The organism is Paenibacillus roseus (assembly GCF_016424485.1).
Classification (GTDB): Bacteria; Bacillota; Bacilli; order Paenibacillales; family Paenibacillaceae; genus Paenibacillus_D; species Paenibacillus_D roseus.
Map to the genome: position 1 here is coordinate 827,498 of NZ_JAELUP010000103.1, position 17,859 is coordinate 845,356.

The 17,859-nt window shown below is 50.5% G+C and carries 20 protein-coding genes; 16 read left to right on the forward strand and 4 right to left on the reverse strand.

Annotated features, from left to right (window positions below):
• Positions 1-30: 30 nt before the first annotated feature.
• The 10 genes from JFN88_RS20810 to JFN88_RS20855 all read left to right on the forward strand — a co-directional run bounded on the left by JFN88_RS20810 (position 31) and on the right by JFN88_RS20855 (position 10,092).
• Positions 31-1,371, forward strand: a complete 1,341-nt coding sequence (locus JFN88_RS20810; RefSeq protein ID WP_199021183.1) for a ribonuclease H-like domain-containing protein — start codon at positions 31-33, stop codon at positions 1,369-1,371.
• An 18-nt stretch (positions 1,372-1,389) separates the two neighbouring features.
• Positions 1,390-2,208 (forward strand): TIGR01457 family HAD-type hydrolase, encoded by an 819-nt coding sequence (locus tag JFN88_RS20815; RefSeq protein WP_199021184.1) that lies wholly within the window; start codon positions 1,390-1,392, stop codon positions 2,206-2,208.
• 41 nt (positions 2,209-2,249) lie between these two features.
• Positions 2,250-3,065, forward strand: coding sequence for a bifunctional DNA-formamidopyrimidine glycosylase/DNA-(apurinic or apyrimidinic site) lyase (gene mutM, locus JFN88_RS20820; protein WP_199021185.1), 816 nt, complete (start codon positions 2,250-2,252; stop codon positions 3,063-3,065).
• Positions 3,066-3,068: 3 nt separating this feature from the next.
• On the forward strand, positions 3,069-3,902 hold the full coding sequence (locus JFN88_RS20825) for a deoxyribonuclease IV (RefSeq protein WP_199021186.1): 834 nt from the start codon (positions 3,069-3,071) through the stop codon (positions 3,900-3,902).
• 14 nt (positions 3,903-3,916) lie between these two features.
• Positions 3,917-4,258, forward strand: a complete 342-nt coding sequence (locus JFN88_RS20830; protein WP_199021187.1) for a cyclic-phosphate processing receiver domain-containing protein — start codon at positions 3,917-3,919, stop codon at positions 4,256-4,258.
• 100 nt (positions 4,259-4,358) lie between these two features.
• The gene (locus JFN88_RS20835) at positions 4,359-5,141 is read left to right on the forward strand and encodes an ABC transporter ATP-binding protein (protein WP_199021188.1); all 783 of its coding nucleotides are present in this window, start codon (positions 4,359-4,361) and stop codon (positions 5,139-5,141) included.
• The gene (locus JFN88_RS20840) at positions 5,138-6,154 is read left to right on the forward strand and encodes a 23S rRNA (cytidine(2498)-2'-O)-methyltransferase RlmM (protein ID WP_332908516.1); all 1,017 of its coding nucleotides are present in this window, start codon (positions 5,138-5,140) and stop codon (positions 6,152-6,154) included. Before JFN88_RS20835 ends, JFN88_RS20840 begins: the two co-directional genes overlap by 4 nt.
• Before the next feature lie 176 nt (positions 6,155-6,330).
• Complete coding sequence (locus JFN88_RS20845) at positions 6,331-7,881, forward strand: serine/threonine-protein kinase (protein WP_199021189.1); 1,551 nt, start codon at positions 6,331-6,333, stop codon at positions 7,879-7,881.
• Positions 7,882-8,032: 151 nt separating this feature from the next.
• On the forward strand, positions 8,033-8,731 hold the full coding sequence (locus JFN88_RS20850) for a response regulator transcription factor (RefSeq protein ID WP_199021190.1): 699 nt from the start codon (positions 8,033-8,035) through the stop codon (positions 8,729-8,731).
• The gene (locus JFN88_RS20855; RefSeq protein ID WP_199021191.1) at positions 8,731-10,092 is read left to right on the forward strand and encodes a HAMP domain-containing sensor histidine kinase; all 1,362 of its coding nucleotides are present in this window, start codon (positions 8,731-8,733) and stop codon (positions 10,090-10,092) included. The genes JFN88_RS20850 and JFN88_RS20855 overlap by 1 nt, the downstream gene beginning before the upstream one ends.
• 64 nt (positions 10,093-10,156) lie before the next feature.
• On the opposite strand, the gene JFN88_RS20860 is transcribed toward JFN88_RS20855, so the two are convergent.
• Entirely contained in the window at positions 10,157-10,657 is a 501-nt protein-coding gene (locus JFN88_RS20860; RefSeq protein WP_199021192.1) for a C40 family peptidase, read from the reverse strand.
• A gap of 175 nt (positions 10,658-10,832) precedes the next feature.
• Here JFN88_RS20860 and JFN88_RS20865 point away from each other — a divergent pair, with 175 nt between their 5' ends.
• Genes JFN88_RS20865 through JFN88_RS20880 form a run of 4 tightly spaced genes read left to right on the forward strand, consistent with a single transcriptional unit; the run spans position 10,833 to position 13,895 of the window.
• Entirely contained in the window at positions 10,833-11,687 is an 855-nt protein-coding gene (locus JFN88_RS20865; protein WP_199021193.1) for a carbon-nitrogen hydrolase family protein, read from the forward strand.
• 37 nt (positions 11,688-11,724) lie between these two features.
• Positions 11,725-12,405 (forward strand): GNAT family N-acetyltransferase, encoded by a 681-nt coding sequence (locus JFN88_RS20870; RefSeq protein ID WP_332908517.1) that lies wholly within the window; start codon positions 11,725-11,727, stop codon positions 12,403-12,405.
• Between the two features lie 4 nt (positions 12,406-12,409).
• Entirely contained in the window at positions 12,410-13,078 is a 669-nt protein-coding gene (locus tag JFN88_RS20875; protein ID WP_199021194.1) for a GNAT family N-acetyltransferase, read from the forward strand.
• Positions 13,079-13,094: 16 nt separating this feature from the next.
• Positions 13,095-13,895 carry an MBL fold metallo-hydrolase gene (locus JFN88_RS20880; RefSeq protein WP_199021195.1) on the forward strand — a complete coding sequence of 267 codons (801 nt, stop codon included), beginning with the start codon at positions 13,095-13,097 and terminating at the stop codon, positions 13,893-13,895.
• Between the two features lie 131 nt (positions 13,896-14,026).
• On the opposite strand, the gene JFN88_RS20885 is transcribed toward JFN88_RS20880, so the two are convergent.
• On the reverse strand, positions 14,027-14,665 hold the full coding sequence (locus tag JFN88_RS20885) for a thiamine diphosphokinase (protein WP_199021196.1): 639 nt from the start codon (positions 14,663-14,665) through the stop codon (positions 14,027-14,029).
• A 3-nt stretch (positions 14,666-14,668) separates the two neighbouring features.
• A complete protein-coding gene (locus tag JFN88_RS20890; protein WP_199021197.1) occupies positions 14,669-15,568 on the reverse strand; it encodes a metal-dependent hydrolase in 900 nt (299 codons plus the stop codon).
• A 212-nt stretch (positions 15,569-15,780) separates the two neighbouring features.
• On the opposite strand from JFN88_RS20890, the gene JFN88_RS20895 reads away from it, so the two are divergent.
• Entirely contained in the window at positions 15,781-16,416 is a 636-nt protein-coding gene (locus JFN88_RS20895) for a trimeric intracellular cation channel family protein (protein WP_199021347.1), read from the forward strand.
• Between the two features lie 33 nt (positions 16,417-16,449).
• Positions 16,450-16,926, forward strand: a complete 477-nt coding sequence (locus JFN88_RS20900) for a low molecular weight protein-tyrosine-phosphatase (RefSeq protein WP_199021198.1) — start codon at positions 16,450-16,452, stop codon at positions 16,924-16,926.
• On the opposite strand, the gene JFN88_RS20905 is transcribed toward JFN88_RS20900, so the two are convergent.
• Positions 16,904-17,644 carry an alpha/beta hydrolase gene (locus JFN88_RS20905; RefSeq protein ID WP_199021199.1) on the reverse strand — a complete coding sequence of 247 codons (741 nt, stop codon included), beginning with the start codon at positions 17,642-17,644 and terminating at the stop codon, positions 16,904-16,906. The genes JFN88_RS20900 and JFN88_RS20905 overlap by 23 nt on opposite strands.
• Between the last annotated feature and the right edge of the window lie 215 nt (positions 17,645-17,859).

Genomic DNA, 17,859 nt, shown 5'->3' on the forward strand with positions numbered 1-17,859 from the left:
GGTCATGCTGGAGCAAGTGGGGGTGGGGCAATGAGCAGTATGAGAGAGCGGATGAACCGGCTGCGCGGCTCGCAGGAGGCTGTTACAGAGGGGCAGCCCGCAGATCAGCCCGAAAGTGCGCAAGCAGTTGTACCGGCGAGTGCGCGTCAAGAAACAGCGGCTGGATCTTCGCTGGCCGCGGCTGTTAAAGGGGACGACCATGAGGCTGTATGGACAAAGCTTCAGGTAACGGAACGGGGCAATGAATGGGGGAGTTTCCTCCAGCGGGAGGTCCGTTATTCGCTCGAGCATCGGCATGGACATCATATGCTTTCGGAGCTTGCTGATACAGCGTTACATTTAAAAGCTTTTCATTCCGATGAAAGCGGACTGGCCGCACCTGCTATGGACAATTTGCTGTTTCTCGATCTGGAGACGACCGGACTCGGGGCGGGAGCCGGCAATATCCCGTTTATGGCAGGTCTTGCCTTCGTGGAAGAACGGCAATTTGTCATCATACAATATTTGATCCGCCATCCGGCGGAGGAAAGAGCGATGCTGGCGGATTTGCAGGATCGCATGGACTCCTTTCAGTATCTGGTTACTTATAATGGACGAACTTTTGACTGGCCAGTGCTTGCGGGAAGATTTATAATGAACGGGCTTGACCGCGCAGAGCTGAAGCTGAAGCATCTGGATTTCTTGCATCCATCGAGAAGCATTTGGCGCAATACGCTTGCCTCCTGCAAGCTGAGCTATGTGGAAGAGGAACGGCTCGGCATTCACCGTGTGGATGATGTGCCCGGCTCCGAGGCGCCTGCCATTTATTTTCAATTTCTTGCCGACAGCAATCCTGCCCCGCTGGAGGGCGTATTCGTCCACAATGAGCTGGATATGCTGGCGATGGCTTGCTTGTCCATCCGCTTCGGCCGTTTGCTCGATAACCGGATTGCAGGTGAGAGATATGCGCCGGAGAAGCCCGAGGAATGGATACGGACCGGATTGTGGCTTGAGCGGATGGGGCAGACGCAGCAGGCGGAGGCGCTCTTTCGCATCATAATGGAGACTGACCCTGAGGGTGAGCCGAGTCTGCTGCTGCTTGCGGCCAGAGACAAGAAGATTGGAAATTGGGAGCGGGCTGTGTTATTGTGGCAAAAGGTAGCGATGAAAGGGCATGTCTTGTACACTTCTGTATATGAGGCGCATATTGAGCTAGCCATGTATTATGAGCACCGGGCCAAGCAACTCGATACTGCGCTAGCTTATGCCAAGGGGGCGCAGCGGGTTATCAGCGATCGCGCACATCTGCATCGTGCAGATGCCAAGCGGCGTGCCGAACAGGAAGCATTATCCAATCGCATTGAACGGCTGACGCGGAAATTATCCCGCTAGGCTGGAGGGGGAGGCAATTTGTCTGTACAAAAATTATCCGCACCAAAAGGGCTTCTGATCGATCTGGACGGTACGTTGTACCACGGAGAACGCAAAATAGACGGCGCTGATGAATGGATTGTCAGCCTGCGAGAGGCAGGCCTGCCGTATTTGTTCGTCACGAACAATTCCACCGCCGCGCCGGAAATCGTTGCAAACCGTCTTAGCCGGATGGGCATCCCGGCAGCAGCGGAGGATGTGGTGACCTCAGCGCAAGCCGCGGCGGCCTACATTGCCCGTATCCGTCCCGGCGCTTCGGTTCATATATTGGGCGAGACGGGGCTTAGACAGGCCGCAGCCTGCGCTGGGCTTAGGCTGGAGCCGGAGGGACGCCCGGATTTTGTCCTGCAGGGCATTGATCGGGAACTTACCTATGAGAAGCTGAAGCGGACCGTAGCTCTTCTGCTGGAGGGGGCCGAATACATACTGACTAATCCGGACGTACTGCTGCCATCCGATGATGGGCTGCTTCCCGGAGCGGGCTCGCTCTCGGCGCTGCTGCAGACGGCATCGGGAGTAAAGCCGACGATAATCGGCAAGCCCTCCAATATTCTCGTGGAGTTTGCGCTTGACCGAATGGGCCTAAAGGCTGGCGATACCTGGATGGTAGGCGATAATATGGCTACCGATATTGCTGCGGGAAAGTCCGCGGGCTGCGGCACTGCGCTTGTACTGACCGGACTCACAAACACCGGTAATCTTGACCATTACCGGGAGCAGACCGGAATTGAGCCGGATGGGATTTTTGCTGATTTGCGCGAGTTGAATACGTATATTTTATCTTTGCTCGGGATATAAGAGAAGGAAACGACCCTGACGAACAGGAAGGAAGATGACCGATGCCAGAATGGCCGGAAATGGAAACCTACCGCAAGCTGCTGACAGGCACGGTGGCAGGTCAAACAATACAGACGGTTGAAGTAACCCGGGACAAGACCGTGAATATCCCGGCGGAACAGTTCAAGCAAGAACTTGAGGGGCGCATGATTTGGTTCGTAGAGCGCCGCGGCAAATATATTTTGTTTCACCTTGATAACGGAAAGCGCCTGCTGTTGCATCTGATGCTGGGCGGTTTGATGTATTATGGGAGCGAGGATGACAAGCCTGACAGAACGACTCAGGTAGTCTTTCAGTTAGATAAAGGGTATTTATATTTTATCGGGTTAAGATTAGGTTTTCTGCATTATTTGTCCGTCAAGGAAGTGGAGGAGAAGATTGGCAGCCTCGGACCAGACCCGTTCGACAAGCGTCTCACGCCGGAGGCGTTCAAGGCCAAATTCCGTGGCAAGCGCAGCACGCTCAAATCTGCACTCGTGGATCAACAGTTTATTTCCGGTATCGGAAACTGTTATGCAGACGAGATTGCATTTACAGCCGGTATTCGTCCAGACGCGAAAATCGCTTCGCTCACTGAAGAGACGCTTGACGGCTTATATGCGGCCATGCACAAGGTGCTTCAGGATGCTGCAGCCAAGGGCGGCTACATTGAATTGCCTTTTACCAAGGATGATCAGTTGACCGGCGGTTATAACGAGCATTGTCTCGTCTATGACCGTGGAGGAGAGCCGTGCGTCCAATGTGGAACGGAGATTGTCAAGGCGGAGCTTGCTTCGCGTAAAGTCTTTTATTGTCCGAATTGCCAAAAGGAGAGCTAGTTTATGCCGCGATTCGGCAGCCATGTCAGTATAAGCAAAGGGTATCTGGAAGCAGCGAAGGCAGCGCTCGCCCAGGGCGGGAGCGCGTTTCAATATTTCCCCAAAAATCCGCGCAGCCTTGCCGTCAAAGCGGTAAATCAGGGTGACGCAATGCGCTGTGCGGCATTTTGCCGGGAAAACGGGCTGCTATCCATTGCCCACTCGCCTTATCCGGCCAACCTGGCTGTCGAAGATTCGTCCAAGCAGGAGCAGACCGTCGCTTCCTTGATCAATGATCTGGAAATAGCCGAGTTATGCGGCTCGGTCGGGGTTGTGGTTCATTTTGGCATTTACAAGGGGAAAGACCCGTTGCAGGGTTATAAAAACATTATACAAACCTTGGACAAGACGGTGTTGCAGTGGCAAGGGAGGGCCAAGCTGCTTATTGAGAATCAGGCCGGCGATCATGCGCTGATGGGCACTACCTTTGAGGAGCTTGTACAAATTCGCGGCCTGACCCGTTGCCCGGATAAAATTGCCTTTTGTCTGGATACCTGTCATTTATTCGCCAGTGGAGTGTGGCAGGAGCCTGAAAATCTTAAGTTTGTTGACCAGGCTCGCAAGCTCGGCTATATGGAACATTTGGCGGCTGTACATATGAACGACTCTGTTTACCCTTCGGGTTCGCAGCAGGACCGACATGCGGCGGTCGGTGAGGGATATATCGGCGAACCCGGCATTCGCGCGTTCCTCAAACTTCCCGAGCTTAAGGATATTCCGGTTGTGCTGGAGACTCGCAAGGATGCCAGCGGGACCCATGGGGAACAAATCAAGCTGCTGAAGCAGTGGATGGAGTAGAGGAGGGGCCGGCCATGATACATGTTTTTCTTGATGATTACAGGCGATGTCCGGAAGGGTTCGTATTGGCTCTCAATGCAACCGAGTGCAACATGCTAATTGACGGAGAAGAAATCGGTATTTTATCGCTTGATTTCGATTTGGGTCTGAGCGAGTTGACGGGAATGGAGGTAGCGCGGCATATTGTCGAGACCGGGCGCTACCCGAAGGAAATTTATTTGCATACTTCAAGTCCCGCAGGTAAAATGCAAATGTACAAGCATCTTTCCGAACATGCTCCAGCAGATACGATCCTGCATTTTGGTCCGATGGCGGATGCGGCTGAGGCGCTCAGGAGCTTCGGAGAGAGACAGTAATAACGAATGAAACAAGGCGCTGGTTTACAAGCGTAAGGCAGAATGGGATCTGTCAGAGCGAAGGCTGCGCGTTTTGAGGATAATAAGGTGGGGATAAGCAATGATTCATTTGAATAATCTGCATTTACGCCGTGATGAGCGTGTCATTTTGGATGGTGTTACTCTTGATATCAATCCGGGGGAACACTGGGTGATTCTTGGAAAAAACGGCTCTGGCAAAACGACTTTGCTGGAGATGATTACCGGTTATATGTTCCCTTCCTCGGGTACAGTGGATGTGCTTGGCAATCGCTTCGGCCAATGTGATGTCCGCGAGGTTCGCAAACAAATCGGATATATCAGCCAATCGCTGATTGAGAAACTGACGCTCGCTGATGCAGTCTGGGAAATTGTAGCGACAGGGGCATTTGCCTTCTTGCGTTTCTATCAGGAAATTCCACAAGAGGTGAAAACTCGGGCGCAGGAGCTTTTGAAGGGGATGGGTCTCGGTCATTTGATTTATCAGCCGTTAGGCTCACTTTCGCAGGGGGAGCGCAAAAAAGTGCTGCTCGCCCGTTCCCTGATGGCAGACCCGAAGCTGCTGATTATGGACGAGCCTTGTGCGGGTCTTGATTTGTATGAGCGGGAAAAATTCCTCAAAGAGCTTAACCGGCTCAGCCAGCAAAATATGACCGCAATCTATGTAACGCATCATATCGAGGAAATTACCCCGCTCTTTACACACGTAGCGCTTATTCATGAGGGCAAAGTTGCGGCAGCGGGACCAAAGCATGAAGTCGTTACAGGTGAGCTTCTTAGCGATGCGTATGACTTGCCGATTGAAGTTGAATGGGCGCATGAGCGGCCATGGATTCGTGTCCGCAACCAGGGTGATGCCCTGTGAGCCGTTGGATCGGTACGGCCAATCACGGATTCGCCTCATATGCAATGGAGGAACTGAGGCGGCTATTTAAGGAGATTAAACTTCAGCAACTCAGCAGCGGGGAAGTGTTCAGCTTTGAGGTGCCGGAGGATCGGGAACAGGTGCTTACAGAGATTGAGGACCACGAGCCGATATTTTTGCGACATATTCAGCCTGTTGATCATGTAATCACGTTTAGCGAGGATACCGACGACTTGGAGGAACTAGTCGACATTGTCCGCGATGCGCGCAAGGTATTTGAAGGAAAGCGAACAGCGGTTCATCTGCGTCGGGTGGAAAACAGTCCGTTCCCGTATTCGGCTGCGGATACCAAGGCTGTCGTAGAAGCAATTCTCATCGACATCGGCAGCGAGCTTTCGCTCCAGCAGCCGGAGCAGATATTATCGCTGTACGCGTCCAAGGATAGTCTGCTGATCGGCTGGGGGACGCCGCGTGAGCTATTGTCAGATTGGCCTGGAGGAGCGGTGCGCTTCCAACGCGAGGAAGGTCAAATCTCTCGGGCTAAATTCAAATTGCTCGAAGCTGAACGGACCTTCGGGATTAATCTGGCCGAGCACAAGCGGGCGCTGGATATCGGGGCAGCGCCTGGCGGCTGGACATCCCTCTTGCTTGACCGGGGGCTCGACGTTACGGCAATCGACCCGGCAGAGCTTCACCCATCGCTCGTCTCCAACAGACGGTTAACATATCTTAAAAAAAATGCATCGGAAGTCAAATTTTCTCCGAATTCGTTTGACTTGATTGTATGCGATATGAGCTGGAGTCCGATGCAAATGGGCAAACTGGTGCTTGACTTAAGCCAGGCGCTCTCCAGCGGGGGCGATGCCATTGTAACGATTAAATTAATGCATCGGAAGCCGCTGCAAACCATTCGCGACGTCATGCAGAAGTTACAGGAAGTATTTATAATCCGCAAAGCCAAGCAGTTATTTCATAACCGTGATGAAATCACGTTGCTTTTGGAGAAACGGTAGTCCGAAACGGCCTCTGAGCGGATATCAGTGAAATTTAACGGGAAAGCATCCCGAATCAAGCGCATTAACGCTTGGATTCGGGGTGCTTTTTTGCTTTTGCCTGTCAAAGGACGTAAACCCGTTACGCCTGGCGCAATGAAGGGAATATTTGCTGCCACAAAACCAAGGAGGAACATATGCATACGCAATGGGAGCAAGGAATGATCGTGAATGAACGCTATAAAATTGCCGGAATTGCCGGACAAGGGGGCATGGGAACCGTATATATGGCGGAGGATTTGCGTCTTCCAGGCAAGCGGTGGGCGCTCAAGCGCATGGCAAAGCCGCAAGGAGCATCAGGTCATCTCCGGGAAGCCAGGCTGCTAATGAAGCTGTATCATCCATGTCTGCCTGGGGTCGCAGATTATTTTGAATGGGACGAAGGCAGAGAAGCCGTACTGGTGACCGAATATTTGGAAGGCTGTACGCTTCGGGAATATTGCAGCCAAAGAGGATTGCCGCTTCCGATGCCGGAATTGCTGCCCATTGCGATTCAGCTTGCCGGGGTGCTGGACTATCTGCATCGTCAGACACCGCCTGTTATTCACCGCGATCTGAAGCCATCCAATATCATGATCGAGGCGGGGGGCACAATCAAGCTTATTGATTTTGGCATCGCGCGTTCGTTTCGATGGGGAGCTTCAGAGGATACACAATGGCTTGGGACGCCCGGATTTGCGGCTCCTGAGCAAAGCGGCGGAGCGCAGACGGATGCCCGTACCGATATTTTCGGACTGGGGGCTCTGATTTATTATTTGATGTTTGGACATATTTACTCCCAAGGTGCCAGTAATCCTCAGACAACGACTGCAAGCAGGCAGTTTCCTGATTTATCCACACTGCTAACCCGGATGCTCTCGCCTGACCCGGAACATCGTCCATCATCGGCAGCAGAGGTTAGTGAATCGCTGGTCACCTTTCAGCATAGCTACATGAGGATTGTCGGCGCCAGCAGCGCTTCAGACATTACAAGGCCCCGTGGAAAACGAGTCGTTGTAGCTTCGCTTGGACAAGGCTCTGGCGCCACCTTCATAACGCTGACGCTTGCGAAGCTGCTGCTAGCCAGGTGCACTAGCTGTGTTGCTGTCGAGCATCCACTCCATAAGCCGGAATGGCGGGCATTGCTTGCTTTCTCGGGACGACCGCAGCGAAGTCGGCTTGGGCTGCAGGCCGAGCCGCTTGGCTACGAGCTGTGGAAGGAAGATAGAACGAGATGGTACACGCTAGCATATTCAGGTCGTGATGTCAGGGATTCGTCATCCAGACTTGAGCGGCTTCTCGATTATCAAACGGAGGAAGCTGAGGTGACTCTGATTGATATTTCGGGGCATTGGCGCAGCCCGGAATGTGCAGCGTTGCTGGATGAAGCGGACTATGTCCTGTTTGTTGCGGACCCCTGGGTTTCTAAATGGGGGGTGAATTCGATAGACGGCTATTCGAAGATCGCAGAAGGGAGAAGTCGTCGCGGCTTGCTTACAAGTTGGCTAGCGAATAAAGACATGGAATTCCCACAGCGCAGGCAATGGATGGGCCTGCTGCCAACTTCCCCTGTTGCTTGTGTGCCGCAGCTTGCCTTTGCTGCATGGACGCAGTGCCTTTGGGAAGGGCGGTGGGCAACCGATTATCCCCGATGGAAGCGGGAGTTGCAATTGTTGTTGCATCCAGTAATAGACCAATTCATACAATAGTTAGCTTGCTTATAGCTGCTTGACTTGCATTTCATCAGCGTGTTCTTTATCATAAATTTATTACAGGCTTGGGTATGCCGTGGGCAGGCAACCCTGAGTGCGTCATTGCAGGCGCTGCTGTATGCAACTTGTGAAATTAGGTGATTAATATATGGAACATGAACGTTTGCTGGTCGTGGAAGATGAAGATAATATTGCCCGTGTCTTGCAGCTGGAGCTGGAGCACGAAGGTTATACAGTAGGGAGAGCCGAGAACGGGCGCCAGGGGCTGGAAATGGCAGCTACCGGGGAATGGGATTTAATGCTGTTGGATGTGATGCTGCCAGAGCTGAATGGCATTGAAGTACTGCGCCGTTTGCGTAATAATGGCAACCAGATTCCGATTATTTTGCTGACAGCAAGAGATACGGTGCCGGACAAGGTCAGCGGCTTTGAACATGGCGCCAATGATTATATTACGAAGCCATTCGCAATGGAAGAACTGCTTGCGCGGGTTCGGAATTTGCTGCGTATCTTCCAGCAGAAGGGCAAGGAGGAGGGCGGAGCGGATGTACTCAAGGTAACGGAGCTGACAATTGAGCTTCGTACCCGCAAAGTATTTCGCAAGGAAGTGCCAATCGAGCTTACGCCAAGAGAATTTGAATTGCTTGTTTTTCTGGCGGAGAATAAAAATCAGGAGAAATCCCGTGAGGAGATATTGTCGGAAGTATGGGGCTATGACTTTATCGGGGAAACGAACCTTGTCGACGTATATATCCGTTATCTGAGGCAAAAAATCGATAAAGGATTTCGCTATAAGCTGATTCACACCGTACGCGGCGTCGGATATATGCTTAAGGAGCAGGAATAATGACACTGCGCAAACGGTTTACGTTATTCACGATTTTTTGGTTAATTTTTATTCTAATTTTATTTAACATTTTCGTTTATTTTTATGTAATTAAAATTACATCGCGCAGCGAGGAACAGCTGCTGATGAATAAAGTCAATTTGCTGCTGGAGAACAAGCGGATTCAGCAGATGTCTTCCCTTGACGATCCTCATTTACTCAGTGAATTTTACAATGTAAATGAAATGATCCGGATTGTCAGCTCGACTGGCAATGTCATTAATCAGATCGGCTCAGATGAGGAGTTGCTTTCGATCCCGGTTAGTTTCAGCTGGAACAACTCTTCAGGCATAGACAATTACGGCGGCAAACGCGTCGTCTACCTGAGAGTGCCGCTCTATGACAAGAACATGAATTTGACCGGCATGCTGGAGATTGTGCGGAAGCTTAATGTGTTGGACAGCTACTTGCAAATTCTGGTCGGTGCGCTGATCGTGACGAGCCTTGGCGCAGTGCTGTTTGCGATATTTGGGACCTACTGGTTTACCTCCAGACTGCTTGCCCCCATCTCGCATATGGTGCAGACGATGCGGGAGATTGATAGAAGCGGGAAACTGAGGCGAATTGAGATCAACAGCAACGAAGAGTCAGCAGAGCTTCAACAGTTGATTCGAGCGTTCAACCAGATGATTGAGCGGCTGGAGCGCACATTTGAGAAGCAAAAGCGATTTGTCGCCGATGCTTCTCATGAGTTGAAAACTCCGCTTACCGTTATTTCCAGCTATGCTGGTATGCTCAAACGCTGGGGAAGGGATGACGACAAGGTCCGGGACGAGGCGATTGAGGCCATTTCCAATGAAGCACAGCGTCTGCAAAACCTGACGAAATCGATGCTGATGCTGGCTGAGGCCGAACAAGAAGACTGGCTGAGATTGAGTAGTTTTGATGTGGTGAAGGTTCTTGATGAATTGGCGGGAATGCTCAATACGACTTTTCAGCGTACGATTCGCGTTCAGTCCGAACGCAGTGGCGTTACCATTGTGGCGGACAAGGACAAAATCCGCCAGCTGTTCGTGATTTTGCTTGACAATGCCATCAAGTACAGCAAGGAGCCGATTTCGATTACAGTCAGCTCCAACAAAAATTCGGTTCGGATTGATGTAAAGGACAAGGGAATGGGCATACCGGAGCAGGAAATTCCCCATTTGTTCGAGCGCTTTTATCGAGTTGATGGCGCTCGCAGCAGAGCAACAGGCGGCGTAGGACTCGGGCTGGCCATTGCCAAGCGGATAGTCGAGCTGCATAGCGGCAATATTGATGTGTTCAGCAAACCGAATCAGGGAACGACAATAGTGCTGCAATTCCCGAAAAAAAATAATTGACCGGCATATAGCCGGTCAATTATAAAATTGAATCATTTAAATTGTCAGAACATCGCGGCTGGTTTTAGGAAATAACTCTGCGAGCAGTCACGTAGTTGCTTTCCCAATGCGGGGAATTCAAGTCGGAAAATTTGACGCCGCCATCTCCATAGGTATGCAAAATTTTATTATTGCCAATATATACAGCTACATGCGCAATGGATTTACCTCTGGAAGGCACTTTAAAAAAGACAAGATCGCCTTTCTGCAGATTGGCCTTCTTCACGGTAATCCCTTTTTTAGCCTGATCTTGGGATAAACGAGGCAGTGAAATACCGTTCTTTTTATAAATATATTGAGTAAAGGAAGAGCAGTCGAAAGACGCGGTGATTCCGGTCGGTGCGCCGAATACATACTTTGTTCCCAAATATTTTTTTCCGATGGCAATAATATTATCGGCCTTTGCGGAAGTTGTCGAGGCCGCATACGCTGCCGGGGCTTGTCCTGCTATGCCGGTCGCTGATAATCCGATTGCTGCGAACAGACCTGTAATAATCACTTTTTGAATCAGTTGGGACTTAAGCATGATTTAATTCCCCCCATAAATTTTTGAGTTGTAGTTCCTTCGCCTCATAACTATAACAGAGATAAGATTCCCTAATTTATAACAAGGAGAGAACGGAGTTTGATTCCGCACGGGTTTGAGCACTATTATGAGAATTAAATGAGATTTTTTTAATGTATAATGAGAGGAGATTTATATGACTTTTCGCGCGGCGGCAGTACAATATGAGCTAAAGGATATTTCATCCTTTTCCGAATTTAGGCATCAGGTCATTCATTATGTGAAAAATGCCCTAGAATATGGGGTGCAATTTGTACTGTTCCCCGAATTCATGACGACGCAGTTGCTCTCGATTGGAGATGAAAGCAATGAAGCATTTCCTATCGCAAGACTGCCGGAATTCACCGAGGCTTATACAACCTTGATGTCCGGGCTGGCACAGCAATATGATCTTTATATCATCGGAGGGACGCATATCGTCCAGACCGGTTCCGGTCTTCGCAATACAGCCTTCCTGTTCCACCCTGACGGCCGGATTGATACACAGGCGAAGTTGCATTTGACGCCTACCGAGGTAGAAGAATGGAACATGACGCCAGGGGATGGGCTTGAAGTGTTCGATACCAGATACGGTACAATCGCTATGCTGACCTGCTACGATATCGAGTTTCCAGAGATCGTCCGGATGGCCAGGGCCAAAGGGGCGGATGTGATTTTTTGCCCGTCCTGTACGGACGATCGCCACGGGTTTTACCGTGTCCGGTATTGCTGTCATGCGCGTGCTGTTGAGAACCAGGTATATATTGTTACGACCGGGACTGTCGGATCGCTTCGCAAGGTCGACTTTATGCGGGCAAATTATGGTCAGGCTGCAATTATATCTCCGAATGATATCCCGTTCCCGCCGGCTGGCATTATTGCGCAGGGGGAGATTAACGGCGACATGCTCGTTGCAGGCGATTTGAACGTTGACTTGCTGGAGAAGGTGCGCCAGGGAGGTTCTGTCACAACATGGCGCGACCGCAGGACAGATCTTTACCCGGATTGGTAATATGCGATTGTCAATATAGTGGGGAGGATGATGCTTCGTGTGGAAGGAAATGTATGTCTTTCTGGAGCAAAAGCCGCTCCAAATTGTGATCCGCAACTACACGGAGCAAGACTTCGAGCAGATGATTGCGATCCAGCAGGAAAGTTTCCCACCCCCGTACCCATCCGACTTGTGGTGGAAGCATGAGCAGCTTAAGCAGCACGTAAGCCTTTTCCCTCAAGGAGCGCTTTGTGCGGTGGCTGACGGCAAGCTGGTCGGCTCAATGACGGCATTGCGGGTAGGGAGCGATCAACTGCAAGGTTCCCACACATGGGAAGCGATAGCCGATCAGGGATACATAAGAAATCATGACCCGTCCGGGGATACGTTATATGTGGTGGATCTTTGCGTTGTTCCGGCATTTCGCAAAGCCGGAATCGGCAAATGGCTCATGCAATCCATGTACGAGGTTGTTGTGCATCTGCAATGCGACAGATTGCTTGGGTGCGGAAGAATGCCAGGCTATCACCGTCATGCGCATGAGGCATCCGCTCAGGAGTATCTGGACAACGTAGTTTCTGGCATATGGGAGGACCCGGTCGTAAGCTTTCTCCTGAGGTGCGGCAGGACGCCTGTTGGCGTAGCGGAAAATTATCTTGATGATGAAGAATCAGGTCATTATGGCGCGCTTATGCAATGGGTGAATCCCTTCATAACTATAGATAGAGAGGAAGAATGATAGAATGGATTACTACCGTATTACATCCATTCAAGACTCTTATTTTCCGAAAATGCACCGTTTGATGCAGGAGGTGTTTCCTCCCGAGGAGGTGCTGGAGTTCAGCCTTTGGGAGGAGCCTATCCAGGATCCCGGTATTCATGTATACGTAGCAATTGCAAATGGAGAAGTCGTGGGGGCTACTGAATACCGCTATTATCCTCATTTCAGGACGGCAATGACCGATTTTACAATTATCGGCAAGCCAGGTCTTGGGATCGGCCGTTTTCTGCTGAAAAAGCGTGAGAAGGATATTGAGCGCATCGCCAGCGAGTCGCGCACGGTACCGATCGGAATGTTTGCCGAAATTTACGATCCGTATCGAATTGAGTACAGCTTTGGCGGAGTCACACCGATGAATTCTTATGTCAGAAGAGAAGTGCTGTCTCATATTGGATACCGCAAGCTGGACTTCAGCTATGTCCATCCTTCGTGGGATCATCAAGGTGATGCGGTGTCTGGACTTGATCTGAGCTTTCTGCCAGCTGAAGAAGAGCTTGGCAGCTTGCCTGCAGAGCTTGTCTACAACTTTCTGACTGAATATTATTCCGCCCTGCCTAATAAACCGCAGGCGTGGAATGATATGATGGACGGGCTGAAAACCAAAAACGAAATCGCGCTCTTGCCGCTGTAAAGGATGGCTGTCGTTCATGACAAGACTTACGTTTCTAGGAACAGGGGACGCCATGGGTGTGCCGAGAACATATTGTGACTGCGAAGTGTGCCAGGAAGCCAGAAGCAGAGGGGTAAATCGGAGACTTAGATCCTCTTTGCATATTTGCGACAAAGTTAGCGGAGACACGCTCATCGATTGCGGTCCTGATTTTGGACGGCAGATGGAACTGGCGGGTCTGCGTGATGTGGATCGTGTCCTGATTACACATGCACATTTTGATCACATTGGCGGATTGGTCGAATGGGCGGATGCATGCCGCTGGCTAAACAAAAAGGGTCAGCTCTATGCGCCGCAAATCGTGCTGGATGAGATTTCTGCCCGTTTTCCGTGGCTGAACCGTTCGTTAGATTTGTATTCCCTTGACGAGGGTTTGCAATTGGGACATTGGAAGGTGAAGAGCTGGAAGGTGAATCACGGAAAGAACGGCTACGCATTTGCCTTCCGCTTTGACCATGATCAGACAGGTACAGCCTGGGCTTATTGCTCGGATGCTATATCTTTAACAGAGGAACAGCTTCAGCCGTTGTTTGGGCTGGAACTGCTCATTCTGGGTACTAGCTTTTACAAAGAGCCGTTCCCGATTGAAACGAGATCTGTCTATGACGTTCAAGAGGCAATGGAGTTGATCTCTGTTATTCAGCCCAAGACGACGATCCTTACCCATTTATCTCACGATCTTGATCTACAACGCGAGTATGCACTACCGGAAGAGGTTACATTTTCCAAAACCGGAATGACTTATTCGTTCTTGGACGGAACGCCGCTCGTATTTTAATACGGTTTGCGAGCACTGTCTTCACTGCCTAGCTCACTTGAAGACAGTTTACTTACAGAATAGTGCCGTTTTCAATAGCAAAGGTATCTCCCCAGGCAGGGTTGGCTGCAGAGAAGATACCTTTTTTGTGATTAATCCTTGCTTTGTATAACAAGCAATTTGCCGCTTGAGATCGAAATATGCCCGGTCTTTTCTCCAAGCACATTGCTGATGCCAAGCGATTGGCCCATGGCCAAGGTGGCATTGTGGAGCGGATATTTGAAACCTGTCAGATTAATACCGTCAACCTGTTCGGTCAGAGGCAGAAGGGACACGGTCGGGTGATCCCCTTTGTTTACGGAAAGTTTGTTTGTTACGAGCCGGATTTCGTTGTGTTCATCCATAATAACGGCTTCAATGCCGGCAGCAGCCGCCTGAACGAGCAGATGCACATTAGCCAGCGAATGATCAAATCGTGTACCAAGCCCACCGACAATTACAATTTCACTAGGCTGCTGCTCGACTGCCTTCAGGAAGGCCAACTCAGTATCCGTATAATTCTTGTCAATGGCGTCGCAAGCCAAGGTTTGCTTGCTTCCCCTTTCAATCTGCTTTAATTGAGCTTCTGTCACCGAATCAAAGTCGCCAATCGACAGATCCGGGCTGATTCCGTTGCGAACCAGAAACCAGGCGCCGCTGTCAGCCCCTATAATATAAGAAGCGCTGTTAGCCAGGAACAATGCCCACTCTCCCAAGCGCCCGCCTGTAAAAATCACAATTTTACTCCCCATGTATTACACCTCGCCTATTTCGATTGGAATACGGTTGCCGATGCTGCTGACGAGGATAGGCTTTCCGGCTGTTAATGAACCAAGTTCAATATTCATGACAAGCAAGAACCAGACAACCGTAATGCACAATGTGCAAATGCCGATAACCAGCTTTTCTGTGGCACTTCCGTTGGAGAACAGATGCATGGCAAGCTTCAGCTTGGGGATAATCAGTGAAGGAATGCCTTCGCTCCCGAAGCAGTCGCCCGCCAAATGTGTCCACCAGCCGATAATAAATCCGGTAATTGCCGCCTGTGCAAGCTCCGGCTGCTGTCCGGCAAATGAGAGCAGACCGATTGTTAGAGCTAGCGCGAACTCTGGCGTATGGATAATGCCGCGGTGTTTGACCAGAGGTAGCAGCAACAGACTAATGCCTGCAAATGAGGCGATCCAGTGCCAATCATTGAGATAGGCAGCGGCCAGGAGGCCGGCCCCTCCGGCAATCAGCACCAGATTGCGCAAGCGCGACAGCAGAAGAAACACAAGTCCCCCGCCAAGCAAAAATGGGCCCGCCGCAGCCGCACTAGCCGCATAGGGAGACCACAACGGATTGATCCATGCATCCCAGGATATCCAGTTGAACTTGGCAGCGAGCCATAAGGCAGTAAGAATCAGGCCGATTGTTAAGCAAGCGCCTGAGGCCGCGCGCAATCTCTTGCGCTTGCGTGCGGAGAATTGGATCGTTTTGCTCGCTGTACTTGTTTTATGGTCAATATCAGGCGCCAGACCGCCGATGCCGGCGCAGGCTGTCAACATGAGCGCAATCACGGTATGATTCCAGTCCGATACGGAATAAGATGCGCTCGTATAGACAGCCATCGAGCCGGCAGCGAGCGCGAGTGAGAGATGTCCTTTCTTGTTCAATTCTTTTCATCCTTTACCTTTCATGCTGAGTTATACGTGCTGCGATCGTAACTCTTCTATTTTAGCGATACTTGAACAAAATTCCAATCAGAGATTTATGGGTTGCGAGAATGATGGGGCGCCGCTACAATGGGAAAAGACATCAAAAGACGCTATTTGCTAAAACAAGTCAAATGGTGTAGAAGGGGAGACGGGGGAGTCAGGTCGTGGATTTGGATATTTTCAGCTGGTTCAGCATTATCGGCACCATTGCTTTTGCGGTGAGCGGAGCAATTGTAGCGATGGAAGAGGAGTACGATATTTTAGGGGTATTTGTGCTCGGACTGGTGACTGCCTTCGGTGGCGGTGTTGTGCGCAATGTACTGATTGGAATGCCGATAACGACATTATGGAGCCAGGGGCTTTTTCTGAAAACAGCAATTATCGCAGTGTTAATCGCTTTCCTGTTGCCTATTGGCTGGATTCAACGCTGGCGGCGAAGCGAGGCGCTTTTCGACGCAATCGGGTTATCTGCCTTTGCCATTCAGGGGGCACTGGCCGCTACAAGCATGCAGGTGCCGCTTAGCGCTGTCATTGTAGCGGCTATGTTGACAGGAATCGGAGGCGGTATGATCCGCGATTTGCTTGCCGGGAGAAAGCCGCTTGTGCTGCGGGATGAAATTTATGCCGTTTGGGCCATGCTTGGCGGTGTCATGATTGGCATAGGCTGGGCAACAACAACCTGGCAACTGCTAGGGTTGTTTGTGCTCATTATTATTTTCCGCATGCTTTCTGTCCATTATAAATGGAAGCTGCCGCGCCGCTCGCTCAAGCAGGTTGCCGCGACTTCCAATGATAAAAAATCATAAACCGTTACTACACAATGTGAAAGGGGCAACACCATGAAACGGGTATTGTTTGTGTGCTTGGGAAACATATGCCGGTCTCCGATGGCGGAGGCAGTGTTCCGCAATTTAGTGGAGCAAGAGGGGCTTGCCACCCAGATCAAGGTGGACTCGGCCGGGACCGGCGACTGGCATTTGGGCAAGCCTCCTCATGCCGGGACAAGGAGGCTGCTTGACAACCGAGGCATCGGGTATGATGGGATGAAAGCCCGCCAGGTAAGTACCGATGATTATGAGCAGTTTGATTATATTATTTGCATGGACAGCCAGAACGAGCAAGATGTGAAAAAGTGGCTGCCAAAGCAGCAGCGCATTCAAGCAACGACTATGAAATTTATGGACCTGTTGCCTGAAAGGGGCTTCACCGATGTGCCGGACCCGTATTATACCGACAACTTCGATGAAGTATATGAACTGGTCGAGTCCGGCTGCAAGCGGCTGCTGCTTAAGGTCAAATCCGAGCTGGCTGCATAGCCCATTGCAGCGCTTCGGGAACCTGCTTCTGCCAGAAGCCCCACTGGTGAAGGCCGTCACGCTCCGAATAATGGAGCTTTGCGCCCTTCTTTTCCAGCAGGGGCTTCATGCTGCGGTTCAGCGCCACGAAGTCAAATACGCCGCTGTCTGTCTCGTAGGCCGTTTCTTGAAGGCCAACGGACATAAACATATGCAGCCATGCCAGTGAATCCGAATAGGCCTCTACAATAGCCTGTGAAGCAGGGTAATAGGCCCCTGAGAATGAAATAAGAGTAGCAAAGCGCCGCGGATATTGCAGCGCAATATGAAGTCCGACAGTTGCTCCCAGCGAATCGCCGGCCAGTACGATTTGATCTGCCTCATTGCGGACAGAATAACGGGAAGAGACGAATGGCAGCATTTCCTCCACAAAAAATTTTACATAATCATCGTGACGGTCGCCGTCCGGGGCATATTCGGCTGTGCGTTTCTGCTTATCCACATCCACTCCGACAATAACAAAAGGCTCCATGTCCTCTTCAAGAATAAGCTTGTTGGCCTGTGTTGCAATTCGGCCAAAATTGAAAAAATCCTCGCCGTCCTGACAATATACAACCGGGTAACTGACGATTTCATTGTAGCCCGGCGGCAAAAAAATGCGAAGCTCGCGCTCACGCTCCGGGAGATAACGTGAGGAGACGGTTTCTTTGACAATTGTCCGCTTCAAATAATCACTCATAATTCTTTCTCCTTTTCCTGCATGGTTTTCTGAAGATTTGGGTAAACAATAGGAGGGATTAGGCATTCTAACGGTCTTTTTCCGCTATTGTACTATTCTGTACTATGCTATTTTTTGAGCTGTATTACAAACAAAAATGCGTCTGAAGATCGAAAAAATAAGATAAAATAACACTTTTTTCGATTTTTCTTTTGACCATTCTTCCTAAACAGGTT